Here is a 12,607-nt window from a genome sequence, read left to right on the forward strand (position 1 = left end):
TGCCTCTCCGGAGACGGCCGCCGCGCCCCGAGCCGGCGATCCGGCGTCGGGCAGGCGGGAGGACTATGCGTGCAGGGTAGAATTAAGTCGAATGAAACTTTTTTCACGATGGGTTAAGTAACGCTACATGGATGCGTCGCTCCTCCCCGCGCTCGAGGATGTGCTGCTGGTGGCCCGGTCGGGCTCGGTCGCCGAGGCGGCGCGGCGGCTGCACAAGACGCCGTCGGCGGTGAGCCAGCAGGTGCGCCGGGTGGAGGAGCATTTCGGGGTGGCGATGTTCGAGCGCGACGGGCGCGGGGTGCGGCTGAGCCCGGCGGGCGAGGCGGCGCTCGGCGCGATCACGCGGCTGTTCGACCAGGCGGAGGGGGTGTTCGAGCTGCTCTCGGAGCTGGCGGGGGAGCCGTCGACGACGCTGCGCCTCGCGGCGAGCGACTACCTCGGCAAGGGGCTGCTCGTGCCGGTCATCCGGCAGATGCTCGACAAGCGCGCGCCGGTGCGGTTCGCGATCACGACGGCGAACTCGATCGACGCGGCGCGGTGGGTCGAGCGCGGGGAGGTGGACCTGGGGCTCGCGTCGGCGTCCTCGGCGGGCGGCGACCTCGTGAAGCAGCCGCTGTTCGTGCAGCCGTTCCTCTGGGTGGGGCCGCGGCTCAAGGGCAAGGCGCCGGCGCTGCGCGAGCGCCTCCGGCACGAGCCGCTGCTCCGGCTGGCGCCGGGCAGCGTGGGGCGGCGGATGCTCGACGCGTACCTGGATCGCGAGCGGATCCGGCCGATCTCGACGATCGACGTGTCGAGCGTGTCGCTCCTCGTGTCGTACGTGTCGGGAGGGCTCGGCATCGGCCTCGCGCCGGCGCTCGCGCTGACCGAGGTTGCGCGCTCACGGCTGGACGTGGAGGTCGCCGAGGTGGAGCCGCTGCCCGTCGAGCTGATGACGCGTGAAAACTTCCGTCGCAATCCGGTCATCGAGCGCTTCATCGACCGGCTGGCGACCGAGGGGCGCCGCGCGGAGCAGCGGACGCGGGCGCTGCTCCGGGCGTAGCAGGCGCAGCGCTCGACGGACGCGCGCCGCGCGTCGCCGGAGGGGACGCCGAGGCGGATCGAGGGCGAGCAGCGGGGGCAGGAGAGGCCGGCGCGGCCGGGGCCTCCGGGGGCTCAGGCCTCGCGCGGGCTGCTGCGCGTGTCCTTCAGCGTCACGTCGTGGACGCCGCCCTCGTGGATGCTGACCGCGGAGGCGACGGTCAGGCGCGCGCGCATGTACAGGTCACGCAGCGAGATGGCGCCGCAGTTGCACATCGTCGAGCGCACCTTGGCGAGCGTGACGTCGAGGGTGTCCTTCAGCTTGCCGGCATACGGAACGTAGCTGTCGACCCCCTCCTCGAACTCGAGCTGGTCCTTCTTCTTGCTGGCGTCGCCGTGGTCGTAGCGCTGCCAGTTGCGCGCGCGGTTGCTCCCCTCGCCCCAGTACTCCTTCATGAACTGGTTGTTCACGCGGACCTTGCGCCCGGGCGCCTCGTCGAAGCGCGCGAAGTAGCGGCCCATCATCACGAAGTCGGCGCCCATCGCGAGCGCGATCGTGATGTGGTAGTCCTGGCTGATGCCGCCGTCGGAGCAGATCGGCACGTAGATGCCGGTCCGCTGGAAGTACTCGTCGCGCGCCTTGGCCACCTCGATCACGGCCGACGCCTGGCCCCGGCCGATCCCCTTCTGCTCGCGGGTGATGCAGATCGAGCCGCCGCCGATGCCGACCTTGACGAAGTCGGCGCCCGCCTCGACCAGGTAGAGGAAGCCCTCGCGATCGACGACGTTGCCGGCGCCGATATAGGCAGGCTTGCTGTGCGACTTCACGAAGGCGATGGTGTCGCGCTGCCACTCCGAGTAGCCATCCGACGAGTCGATGCAGAGCACGTCGGCGCCCGCCTCGACGAGCGCGGGCACGCGGTCCTTGTAGTCGCGCGAGTTGATGCCGGCGCCGACGATCAGCCGCTTCTCGTGGTCGACGTTCTCGATCGGGTGCGCCTGGTGCGACTCGTAGTCCTTGCGAAACACCAGGTATTGCAGGTGCTGTCGCTCGTCGATGACGGGCAGGGTGTTGAGCTTGTGATGCCAGATGAGCTCGTTGGCCTCCTGGAGATCGACGCCGACCTTGCCGCAGTGGATCGACTTGAACGGCGTCATGATCTCGCGCACGGGCGTGCTGAGCGGCGTCTTGCCGAGCCGGTAATCGCGGCTCGTGATGATGCCGACGAACTTGCCCGTGGGGGTGCCGTCCTCGGTGATCGCGATCGTGGAGTGGCCCGTGCGATCGGTCAGCGCGAGCACGTCGCCCAGCGTCGCGTCGGGGCGCAGGTTCGAGTCGCTCACGACGAACCCGGCCTTGTAGTTCTTCACGCGCCGCACCATGGCGGCCTCCTCCTCGATGCCCTGCGAGCCGTACACGAACGACAGGCCGCCGCAGCGCGCGAGCGCGATCGCGAGATCGGCGCCCGAGACCGACTGCATCAACGCGCTGGTGATCGGGACGTTGATCGTGAGCGGCGCGCGCGTCGGGTCCGGCGGGCTCGCGCCCCGATCGGCCTTGAACCGGACGACGGGGGCCGTGAGGTCGACGTTCGCAGGGACGCAGTCCTTCGTCGTCAGATTCGGGACGAGCAGGTACTCGCCAAACGTCCTGCTCGGCTCATCGTAGATGAATGCCATGTCGGCTCGTAGTGCAAGCGTTTCGCCCTGTCAAATGCGACCGGGGCGAGCCTTCGCAGAAATGCATGTAAAATCGTGGATTTGTGGGCGCGTAGAGGCGGCGGGAAGGGGTCCCGGGGGGAGCCGCTCCGGGGCGGCCGGGACGACCGGACGCCTGCGCGGGCGGGGCGGGGGTGGAGCGGCGCGGAGGTCCGGCCAGGGGGCCGGACCTCCGCCGGGCGCAGCTAGAGCGGGCGCATGGGCATGCGGGCGGGCGACCCGACCCAGGTTGCGTGACCCGACCGCGACCCGACCCAGGTTGCGTGACCCGACCCAGGTTGCGTGACCCGACCGAGGTTGGGGAGGTGACCCGACCGCGACCCGCGACCCGACCCAGGTTGCGTGACCCGACCCAGGTTGCGTGACCCGACCCAGGTTAGGCGACCCGACCCAGGTTGGGGAGGGGGGGAGGCGTGACCCGACCGAGGTTGGGGAGGAGGTAGCCCAGGTTGGAGGAGCAACCGCAGGTTGGGCGAGCCCAGAGAACTCCCAGGTGGCGGACCACCTGGCGGCGCCACCCACGGGGCAATGTAAAGCCTTGAAATCATTCGTCGCAACCCCCGGCACGGCCTTTGTCATTGTACGCCGGCCATGAGCCAGCCCCGCGAAATTGCTGCAGGCGCTACCTACCTCATCACCCGTCGCGTCCTGCGCAGGCATCTGCTCTTCCGCCCGGATGCAGCCATCACCCAGCTCCTGCTTTACTCCCTCGCCGTCTCGACGCGTCGCTTCGGCATCGAGGTCCATGCGCTCTGCGCGATGTCAACGCACCTGCACCTCGTCGTGACCGATACGATGGGCGTCTTGCCGCGCTTCTTGCAATTCTTCCATCGCATCGTCGCGCTCGGAACGAAGGTGCTCCGCACGTGGGAAGGGCCAGTGTGGGACCACGAGGCCACGAGCGTGGTGCGGCTGCTGACGCGCGCGGCGGTGGTGGAGAAGATTGCCTACGTCCTCGCGAACCCGGTGGCTGCTGGCCTGGTCCGACATGCGCGTGAGTGGCCGGGCGCCAAGGTGGATGTGGACGAGCTCGGCTGCGGCGTGCTGCGCGCGCTGCGGCCCTCGGCATATCTCGATCCGAAAAACCCCCAGTGGCCCGAGGAAGTAACGCTCACGCTCGCGCTGCCCCCCGCCATCGAGCAGGACGGCGGCGACGGCTTTCGATGCGAGGTCGCTGCGGAGCTCGAGCGACACGAAGCGCAGGCCCGTGCGGAGGTGGAGCGGCAAGGGATGCGCGTCCTTGGCGCTGAGCGCGCCAGGAACGTCTCCCCTTACGAGCGCGCCACGAGCTTCGAGGCGCTGCGCGGTCGCAATCCGACGTTTGCGGTCGGGCGCGAGCAGGGGGATGCATGGCGAATCGCTGCCGCCGCCGTGCGTGCGTTTCGCGCATCGTACCGCGCGGCGCTCGAACGGTGGCGCGGCGGGGTACGCGGCGCTGTATTCCCGTCGGGGACGTGGTGGATGCGCACGTTTCACGGCGCCAGCGTGACCGACGTCGTCTTCACGGTGTAGTCACTGCGTCGGGTGTGGCACGGCGAGGCGGGCGGGGAGGGCGACGGGGGCGACGCGTCGTCGTGGGGCACGTCCGTCGGAAGATGGCGGAGCGGGCCGCTAAACGCGCGCATGGTGTGGAGTGCATGGCGACGTACGAAGGCATGCCAAGCCGAACGCTCACGACGCGGCGCCGGAGGCTGGTTTTTGTAGGCTCGGCTTGATCGAACAGGATCGTGCGTGCCGGTGGCCGGGCCCAATTGATAGATCCACCCAGGTGGGTTCTCCCGACAGCTCAACCTGGGTCGGGTCGCGCTCAACCTGGGTCGGGTCGCGCGGGTCGGGTCCTCAGGTCCGGTCAACCCGGGTCAGGTCCGGTCAACCCGGGTCAGGTCCTCACGGGTCGGGTCCTCAGGGGCCTCATTCGAGCTCCAGCTCGACGAGCCGGATCTCTCCCTCCAGAAATCCCGTCTCCCGGAAGTACGTCACGTACTCCACGCGCCCTCCTTCCCGCGCGAGCTCCGCGTGCCCGAGGCCGGCATACGGCCATGCCTCCGGGTTCGGCGGGGACTCGGCGGTGAACACCACCGCGCTGTCGGACCACGGGCCCTCCGGTGCGGGGGCCGTCCGCAGGGAGATCTCGGACGATACCGGCTCGCTGTATAGCGCGATGTACCGTCTGGCGTGCTCGTTCCAGTGCACCGACATCATCGGCGCTCCCGCCATGATCGGCTCCGCCTCGCCATGGCCCTCCACCCAGCTGCCGTCCGAGAAGAACCGCCACGCCCCGCGCTCGGTCGCTTCCGCGAGCGGGGCGCGCGCGACGAGGCACGGGCACGTGAGCCCCGAGCACGCGCAAGCATAGGCATAGAGCGTCCCGTTGCGCACGAGCGCCGCCGCCGTCAACGGAGGCTCGTCCGCGCCGAAGAGCAGCGTGGGATCCGTGGCGTCCGGGCGCACCTCCGGGCGTTCGAGCGGCCCGTCGAGGCGCTCCCAGATTGCGATGGACGAGCCCAACGCGTCGAAGTTGAACGCGCCAGGCCGCGCCATCAGCTTGCTGTAGAAGACGAGCGCGCGGCCGGTCGCCTCATCGGCGACGATCGGACCAGGCCACAGCGCATAGCGCGCCCCGCAGTCCTCCTTGCACGTCCGTTCCGCCTGAGGACCGAAGTGCGCGAGGTTGAACGCGAGCTCCTCGTCGGTGAACGGCAGGAGCTCCCCCGGCGCGCCGGCCGCGTCGAGCGGCTCGGCGAGCGACGAGAGCCCGTTCGACGCGTCCAGATCGTCGGTCGAGCAGAAGGTGCTCGATCTCCAGTTCGAGCCGTCCGACCCCGGCGCCTCCAGGGTCGTATCGCCGAACACCCACACAGAGCGGTCGCCCCACCGCGCGCTGTACCCGCCGTCCCGACCGCGGATCACCGGCTCGAAGGCCAGCCGGCCCAGGTCGCGCGCCGCGCGCACCCCGGCCTCCGGCGCGCCCGCGCCGCACCCGGCGCACAGGAGAGCGACCCCGGCCGCTCCCATCCTCCTTCGATAGCGCATGCGCGCGAGGGTATCATGGCGAGGCCGATAGCCAGCGTCGCGCTCCGCTGCCGGAACGCGCGGCCGTGAGGGCTCGAGCCGGAAGGCCCGACGCGCAAGGTCGGTGGGCTCCGCCGCTCCGCCGCTTCAGATCTGCCGGCAAGCGGTGGCGCAGCGGCGGCACTCGTCCGCGCACGCCTTCATCTGGGGGTCGCCGGCGAGCTTGTCGCAGCTCGCCGCGCACAGGTCACAGAGGCTCGCGCACGCGCTCGTGATCTGGGCGCGCTGCGGCGAGCTGCGCAGGAGGAGCTTCGAGGCCGCCTCGCAGATGTCGGCGCAGTCCTGGAGCAGCCGCATGTGCGTGGCGTCGGCGTGAGCGCCGCCCATCTCGAGGCAATACTGGCTTGCATGGGTGCAGATCGAACCACAATCCTGGGTGAACCGGGCCACCTCCCGGAATGATCTGTCCCCCGGAAACCTGCTCATGACAATCCCCCTCGGTCAACTGGGCCGCTCTCCGCCGCGGGGGTATCTCGCGACAAAGAGGCAACCTTGGTATCCAGAGGTTGAATGGATCGAGCGGCCTTCGCACGTCGGGCCATCCCGCATATGGGCCTCAGAACAGCGACCGACGCGCCGGGACGCCGGTGTCCCGAACGCGCCGCGCGAGCGGCTCGTCGCCTGGAGACGCACGCGATCGCGGTCCGAACGGCCGCTCCCGCCCGGGTCGCTCGTTCATGCCGAGCCGTGGACGCGGCGTCCTCCGCGTCGCGAGCTGGCTAGCACCCCGGCGCGCGGCAGATACCCATCTTGATGCGCGCGATCTCCTGGAGCTCCTCGGCGATCTCGAGCGTGCGCATCGCGGCGGCGCGCGCGAGCGCCTGGGCCTCCTCGGTGTTCGCGAGGCGCGCGAGGAGCCGCCGCCCCAGCTCGTGGTGGTGGCCCTCGTCGGGCTGGATGACGTCGCGGTAGAGGCGCGCCGTCTCGGCGTCTCCCCGCGCCTCGCAGTACTCGATGAAGGCCTGATTATGCACCTTGGCCAGCGCCTCCCGCGTGAACTGGCCCGCTGCGACGCGCTCGACCGTGGAGCCGAGCCCCTTCAGGTACACGAACATCGGCGTGGGCGGCCCGAACCTGGCCGGCATCGCCGCCGGATCGACGCCGAGCGCGCGGAGGCGCTCGGCGATGAGCCGGTAGTGCTTCGCCTCGTCGCCGCACTGGCGGGCGAGGGCGAGCTTCACCTCGATGTCGGTCTCGGTGGTGAGCCAGAGCGCAGCCTCCTCGGTCGCCTCGAGCTCCTTCTTGAGCGCGGTCGCGAGCAGCTCCGGGACGCCGAGCCCGCTCCCTGGCTCCGCCGCGCCGGCCGCGGCCCCGATGCGGGCAAGGCGCTCTCCGACCCTCTGGTCGAGATCGTCGAGGAATTCCTCTGGGTTCATGGGAGGTATGATGGGCGTGCCCCGGGCGGCAGGTCAATAGGCCGCCCGTCGACGGGCGAGATGGGTGTACCCTCCCTGAATGGCCTGGCGCTTCCTGCCCCCGTGGCTCGATCTCGAGGCGGTCTCGATGGCGTTCGAGCTTCCCGCGCGCACCGTCCTGAAGCGCACCGGGGTGGCCACGCTCGGCACGTCGAGCGCCACGGCGCTGCGCGTGACGCTCGCGCCGACGCTCCTGCGCGTCGCCTTCGAGCCTTACCTCGTCATCGACCTGCCGCCGCCGCTCGGCGACATGGGGTTGCAGCAGGTCGAGTACGATTTGCGCTCAGGCGCCATGACGCCCAACGTCTTCTACACGGGAGGGCTCGTCCGGGTCGGGAAGGGCTCGGCCGAGGACGAGGCCCGCGCCTTCATGCGCGCGCTCGTCACCTCGACGCCCATGGCCATTCCCCCGTACGATCCGACGAGCGACCCCGATCTCGTCGTGACGGTGCGCCAGTTGCTCCTGAACCTCGAGTCCGACAGCGGCGGCCCCGCCGTGCGCGGCGCCCGCGTGTCCGCGCGGCTGACGCTGCGCGAGGAGCTCGCGGGCGCGGTGGGCTCGGACGGGTTCCGCATCCCGGCCGGCGCGACCATGGCGGCCAGCGTCGACGTCGAGGGGACCCGGCAGGAGATCGAGACGGCGCCGCGCGTGCAGCGCATCGAGGTCGACTGCTCGTCGGCGGTGCTCCGCAAGCACGGGGTCGACCAGGCCGATCTCCGCCGCTTCGTCGTGAAGCGCGGCGGGGAGATCGCCGTCGAGCGGGTCGAGCCGCTCGGCGCCGCCGGCCAGGCCGCGGGCGTCGAGTCGCTCGTGCGCCTGTTCGGCGCGCTGGCCGCGGGCGGCGGCGTCGCGCTCGACCCGCAGCGCCTCGGGCCGAGCGTCGTCGAAGGGCTCGTGAAGGAAGAGATCGCGCGCGCCCTGGGCCCCGTGCTGGTCGACTGGGTGCGGCAGAACGCCGAGATCATCGTGGGGATGGACCTGCGGCAGGTGCTCGGGATCTCGGAGGGAGACGGCGTGGCGTGAGCGCGAGGGGAGCGGCGGGATAGGGGCCCGGACGCCGTGCTCGCGGAGGGGACTCGCGTGATCCTCGCGGCGGAGACGCTCGACGACGACGGCTCGACGGAGCACACCGCGCAGGTGGCGGTCGTCCTCGGCGAGACCGAGGCCTGGGGGCGGCCCTCGCATCGACGACACGGAGACCTGCGGCGCCCCCGGCGACACACCGTGTTGCACAGGCTGAGCGATGCTGCCACCGAGGAGAGCGTCACCCGCGGGCGCGGGGGCGCGCGGCGCCGGAGCCCTCGGCGGACCAGAGAAGTGTTATAAGGCCACGAATGCGACTCGCCGCCATCCACGTCTATCCCGTCAAAGGCTGTCGGGGCCTCGCGCTCGACACGGCGGCCGTCGACGAGCTCGGCCTCGCCGGCGACCGGCGGTTCATGGTCGTCGACCTCGAGGGCAAACCCCTCACGCAGCGCCCGCTGCCGCGCATGGCGCTCATCGAGACCCAGCTCTCCGAGAGCACGCTCACGCTCGGCGCCGCCGGCCGCCCGCCGATCTCCGTGCCGCGCGCGGCGCCGTCGGCGCAGGGCGCGCGCCTGCTCACCGTCGAGGTCTGGAGCAGCACCGGCCTCCTGGCCGAGGACTGCGGCGATGAAGCCGCCGCGTGGCTCAGCGACTTCCTGGAGCACCCGGCGCGGCTCGTCCGCGCCGGCGAGGCGTTCTGGCGGCCCGTCCTCAAGGCGCCGGTGGCGCGCCAGGAAGATGTCGTGTCGTTCGCCGACGAGTTCCCGTTGCTCGTGATCTCCGAGGCCACCCTCGCCGATCTGAACGCTCGCCTCGAAGGCAGGGGCGCCGCGGCGTTGCCGATGGACCGCTTCCGGCCCAGCCTCGTCGTGAGCGGCTGCGCTGCCTTCGATGAGGACCGGTGGAGCCGCATCCGCATCGGCGACCTCGTGCTCCGCGCCAGCGGCCCATGCGCCCGCTGCGTCGTCACCACGACCGATCAGCGCACCGCGGAGCGCGGCCTGGAGCCGCTCCGCACGCTCGCCACGTACCGGCGCGATCCGCAGAAGCCCAGCGACTTGAACTTCGGTCAGAACTATATCCACGAAACGAAGTCCGGCACATTGCGCGTGGGCGACGGGGTGACGTTCGTTTGACGGGGCGCGCGAGACGCCCGTGCGCGCCGCGCTCGGCGCGCCGCCGCCTGCGCTACCGCCGGTAGACCAGGAAGCCGGCGATGGCGTCGAGCAGCGCCCGCGGCTCGTCGGCGCGCACCGAGTGGCTGCTGCGCTCGAAGCGTCATAGGCGAGCAGCGCCCGGTCGGCGAGCGGCGTCATCCTACCCTTGTGCGAGGAGTGATCGGCGCCCGGCCCGCCGTGCACGACCAACAGCACCGGCTTGTCGCGCATCCGCGGGCCGTCGGGGACGAGGCTCATGACCTCGACGTCGAAGTCGAGCACGGTGTCTCTGATCCTCGCGCGCACGGCGTCAGGGTATCCGATCGGCGGCGCGGGCGCGGAAGGGCGAAAGGGGGCGCGGGTGCGTGTGGAGTAGCAGCGGAGGCGCAGGATGCTGCCGGGGCACAGCAGCGGCCGCGGCGGCGCGGTCGCGGCTGGCCTGCCCCGGGTCAGCCAGTCGAGCTGGCGCCCCCAGGCGTCAGGGGCGGCCTCAGGACGGTAGCTCGGCCGGTAGTCGGCGCAGAAGGCGTGCGGGACGTCGGGGTAGCCCCGGATCTCGGAGCGCGCGGCACCGGGCGCGCCGCTGGCCTCGGAGGCCGCCTGGAGGGCTTGCAGGTGGCCGACCCGGGTTGAGGTGGCCGACCCGGGTTGAGGTGGCCGACCCGGGTTGAGGTGGCCGACCCGGGTTGAGGTGGCCGACCCGGGTTGAGGTGGCCGACCCGGGTTGAGGTGGCCGACCCGGGTTGAGGTGGCCGAGGTGGCCGACCCAGGTTGAGGCGACCCGACCCAGGTTGAGGCGACCCGATCGCAGTGCATTACCTGAAATTATGTACTGGACGCTACACGCGCTGCCCGTGAGGACCCTGAAACCACGTCCGCTCGGCGCCTGCGCTCGCGGCGGTCACGCCTGCGCCTCCGCCTCAGGCGCCTTGTCTTTCCGGGCGGCCTTCAGCTTGCTGGGAGGCCGCTTGCCGAACGGCTCCCCGGCCACGATCTCGGAGCGGACGCCGTCGACCCCGACCGGGATGTCCCCGGTCAGCGTCACGCGGTAGAGCACGCGCTCGACGTCGAGGTACCCGAGATCCTGCGGGCCGAGGTGCGCGGTGGCCCGGTTGTCCCAGAACGCGACGCTGCCCGGCTCCCACCGGAACCGCACCGTGTAGGCCGGGCGGCTGATCTGCTCGAAGAGCAGGTCGAGGACCGCGCTGCTCTCGCGCGCGGACAGGCCCACGATGTGGCTCGTGAACCCGGGGCTGACGAACAGCGCGCGCTCGCCGGTCTCGGGGTGGACGCGCACCACGGGGTGGATCGAGATCAGCGGGTTCTCGCGCACCTTGCGCAGGTACGGGCTGTCCTGGTCCTGCGGGGCGAACCGCAGCCCGAAGCGGTGCTCGGCGCGCAGGCCGTCGACGAGCGCGCGCAGCGGCGCGGAGAGCCCCTCGTAGGCCGCCACGAGGTTGGTCCAGGTGGTGTCGCCGCCGTAGGGCGGCAGGATGTGCGCCCGCAGGATCGACGCCGCCGGCGGGTTCACGGCCGCGGTGACGTCGGTGTGCCAGCGGTTCTCGTAGCTGAAGCGCTTGCCGTAGCGCCGATCGTAGCGGCGGCTGTCGATGGCGAGGATCTCCGGGCGCTCGTCGAACGGCTCGTCCTCGTGCGGGTGGGCGTAGGTCACGTCGCCGAAGCGTGCCGCAAAGGCGATCTGCTCGGCGTGGCCGAGCGTCTGGTTCCGGAAAAAGACGACCTTCCACTTCAGCAGCGCCGCGCGGATGGCCGCCACGGACGCGTCGGGCAGCGGCCTGGAGATGTCGGCGCCGTGGATCTCGGCGCCGGTGTGCCCTGCGAGCGGCTTCACCTGAATGGCTTGATCGGATGGTCTCTGGCTCATGGTCTCCTCCGCGTGGTCCCCCCGTCACGGTCGACGGCGGCCGGGTATGCGGGTGCCGTGCCAGGGAGCGGGCGGCGGCGAGCGCGCGTGGACACAGCAGGGTGGGGGGGGCGGCCAGCGGAAGCTCGTTTTGCTGGGCGACCGAGGTAGCTGGGGCAGCGCGCAGTGCCGTGGTTGCCGCCCTTTCTCGATCCAGCCTGGCACCGGTGGACGAGCCGAGGAGGAGACGCCGAAGGCGAAGCGGCGATCGGGTCGCACCGGCGGTGGGTTGCCCTGGGAGGGCCGCGCTCGAGCGCCTGCTACCCGCGGCGAACGCCGCTCGCTGTGCCATACTGCGTGGCCATGGTCGCCCCGGCCCATCGCATCCACTACACGTACGCCGATTACCTGGCCCTCGAGGCGTCCAGCAACGTCAAGCACGAGTACCTCGACGGCCAGATCTACGCCATGGCGGGAGGCACGCCCGAGCATGCCGCGCTCGCTGCGGCGGTCATCGGCCTCCTCTTCGCCGAGCTTCGCAGAGGTCGATGCCGTGCTTACGACGCCGACCTTCGCGTGCGCGTGCCCTCGACTGGCCTCGCCACCTACCCCGACGTCACGGTCGTGTGTGGGTCGAGCGAGCGCGACGCCCTGGACGAGCAAGCCGTGACGAACCCCACGCTCATCGTCGAGGTACTGAGCCGCAGCACCGAGGAGTACGACAGAGGCGACAAGTTCGAGCATTACAAGAGCCTCGCTTCATTGCGCCAGTACGTCCTCGTATCGCACCGGGAGCGCAGCGTGGAGGTGTGGACGCGCGGCGTTGACGGCGGCTTCACGTCTGCCACTGCGCGCGAGGGCGACGTCGCGCACCTCGCGTCGATCGGCGCCCGGCTCGACGTCCGCGAGCTCTATGAGGCTGCGGCCGAGCCGGAGGCCTGAGGAGGGCATTGTCGACAGAGCGCCGTGCCAGACCCGGTGCTCGGGGGCGCATACCCGGTCGCGGGCAAGGACCGGGGCGATGTTCCTTATCGCCAGCGACAACGCCAGGGGCTATGCCAATGAATATGGTGTCTGCAAAGCTGAATTTTTCGATGCGATGATTGGTCGGGTGACCGGCTATGAACATGGAAGCACATGTGATGCTCATCGCGATGCCCGAGGGCAGGCCCGCGATTGTGCCAATGGTTGCGCCGGCAACCATGCTGGCCACTTCTGCTGAGCCGACCAGCGGCGACGGCATAGGTGTCCCAGTGGCTGTAAGCGTACTGGGTAGCGGTCCGATGCTGTTCAGTGTGGCTGTCAGAGCTACGAGCGACATTCGTCGCACGTAAGC

General features: G+C 70.8%; 11 protein-coding genes and 1 pseudogene. 6 read left to right on the plus strand and 6 right to left on the minus strand.

Annotated elements, in window-relative coordinates; genetic code table 11:
- Positions 1 to 127: 127 nt before the first annotated feature.
- Positions 128 to 1,039, plus strand: a complete 912-nt coding sequence (locus WMF17_RS00610; protein ID WP_437600021.1) for a LysR family transcriptional regulator — start codon at positions 128 to 130, stop codon at positions 1,037 to 1,039.
- A 113-nt stretch (positions 1,040 to 1,152) separates the two neighbouring features.
- On the opposite strand, the gene WMF17_RS00615 is transcribed toward WMF17_RS00610, so the two are convergent.
- Complete coding sequence (locus WMF17_RS00615) at positions 1,153 to 2,697, minus strand: IMP dehydrogenase (protein ID WP_437600022.1); 1,545 nt, start codon at positions 2,695 to 2,697, stop codon at positions 1,153 to 1,155.
- Between the two features lie 630 nt (positions 2,698 to 3,327).
- Between WMF17_RS00615 and WMF17_RS00620 the strand changes: the two genes are divergently transcribed.
- On the plus strand, positions 3,328 to 4,248 hold the full coding sequence (locus WMF17_RS00620; RefSeq protein ID WP_437600023.1) for a transposase: 921 nt from the start codon (positions 3,328 to 3,330) through the stop codon (positions 4,246 to 4,248).
- Positions 4,249 to 4,647: 399 nt separating this feature from the next.
- On the opposite strand, the gene WMF17_RS00625 is transcribed toward WMF17_RS00620, so the two are convergent.
- The 3 genes from WMF17_RS00625 to WMF17_RS00635 all read right to left on the minus strand — a co-directional run bounded on the left by WMF17_RS00625 (position 4,648) and on the right by WMF17_RS00635 (position 7,184).
- Positions 4,648 to 5,769 (minus strand): DUF4185 domain-containing protein, encoded by a 1,122-nt coding sequence (locus WMF17_RS00625; RefSeq protein WP_437647402.1) that lies wholly within the window; start codon positions 5,767 to 5,769, stop codon positions 4,648 to 4,650.
- Between the two features lie 126 nt (positions 5,770 to 5,895).
- Positions 5,896 to 6,234, minus strand: a complete 339-nt coding sequence (locus WMF17_RS00630; RefSeq protein WP_437647404.1) for a four-helix bundle copper-binding protein — start codon at positions 6,232 to 6,234, stop codon at positions 5,896 to 5,898.
- A gap of 293 nt (positions 6,235 to 6,527) precedes the next feature.
- Complete coding sequence (locus WMF17_RS00635) at positions 6,528 to 7,184, minus strand: ferritin-like domain-containing protein (protein ID WP_437647406.1); 657 nt, start codon at positions 7,182 to 7,184, stop codon at positions 6,528 to 6,530.
- 79 nt (positions 7,185 to 7,263) lie between these two features.
- On the opposite strand from WMF17_RS00635, the gene WMF17_RS00640 reads away from it, so the two are divergent.
- Both WMF17_RS00640 and WMF17_RS00645 read left to right on the plus strand, forming a co-directional pair.
- Positions 7,264 to 8,247 (plus strand): hypothetical protein, encoded by a 984-nt coding sequence (locus WMF17_RS00640; protein WP_437647408.1) that lies wholly within the window; start codon positions 7,264 to 7,266, stop codon positions 8,245 to 8,247.
- Positions 8,248 to 8,558: 311 nt separating this feature from the next.
- Positions 8,559 to 9,386: an MOSC domain-containing protein gene (locus tag WMF17_RS00645; RefSeq protein ID WP_437647410.1), complete on the plus strand. Its 828-nt coding sequence runs from the start codon at positions 8,559 to 8,561 to the stop codon at positions 9,384 to 9,386.
- Between the two features lie 480 nt (positions 9,387 to 9,866).
- Here the strand turns inward: WMF17_RS00645 and WMF17_RS00650 are convergent.
- Both WMF17_RS00650 and WMF17_RS00655 read right to left on the minus strand, forming a co-directional pair.
- Positions 9,867 to 10,223 (minus strand): annotated as a pseudogene (locus WMF17_RS00650) (dienelactone hydrolase family protein); the annotation flags it as partial.
- 85 nt (positions 10,224 to 10,308) lie between these two features.
- Complete coding sequence (locus WMF17_RS00655) at positions 10,309 to 11,292, minus strand: TauD/TfdA dioxygenase family protein (protein WP_437647411.1); 984 nt, start codon at positions 11,290 to 11,292, stop codon at positions 10,309 to 10,311.
- 342 nt (positions 11,293 to 11,634) lie between these two features.
- Between WMF17_RS00655 and WMF17_RS00660 the strand changes: the two genes are divergently transcribed.
- A complete protein-coding gene (locus WMF17_RS00660; RefSeq protein ID WP_437600028.1) occupies positions 11,635 to 12,213 on the plus strand; it encodes a Uma2 family endonuclease in 579 nt (192 codons plus the stop codon).
- A gap of 79 nt (positions 12,214 to 12,292) precedes the next feature.
- The gene (locus WMF17_RS00665) at positions 12,293 to 12,493 is read left to right on the plus strand and encodes a hypothetical protein (protein ID WP_437647413.1); all 201 of its coding nucleotides are present in this window, start codon (positions 12,293 to 12,295) and stop codon (positions 12,491 to 12,493) included.
- Positions 12,494 to 12,607 lie beyond the last annotated feature (114 nt).

The organism is Sorangium sp. So ce362 (assembly GCF_051519845.1).
Classification (GTDB): Bacteria; Myxococcota_A; Polyangia; order Polyangiales; family Polyangiaceae; genus Sorangium.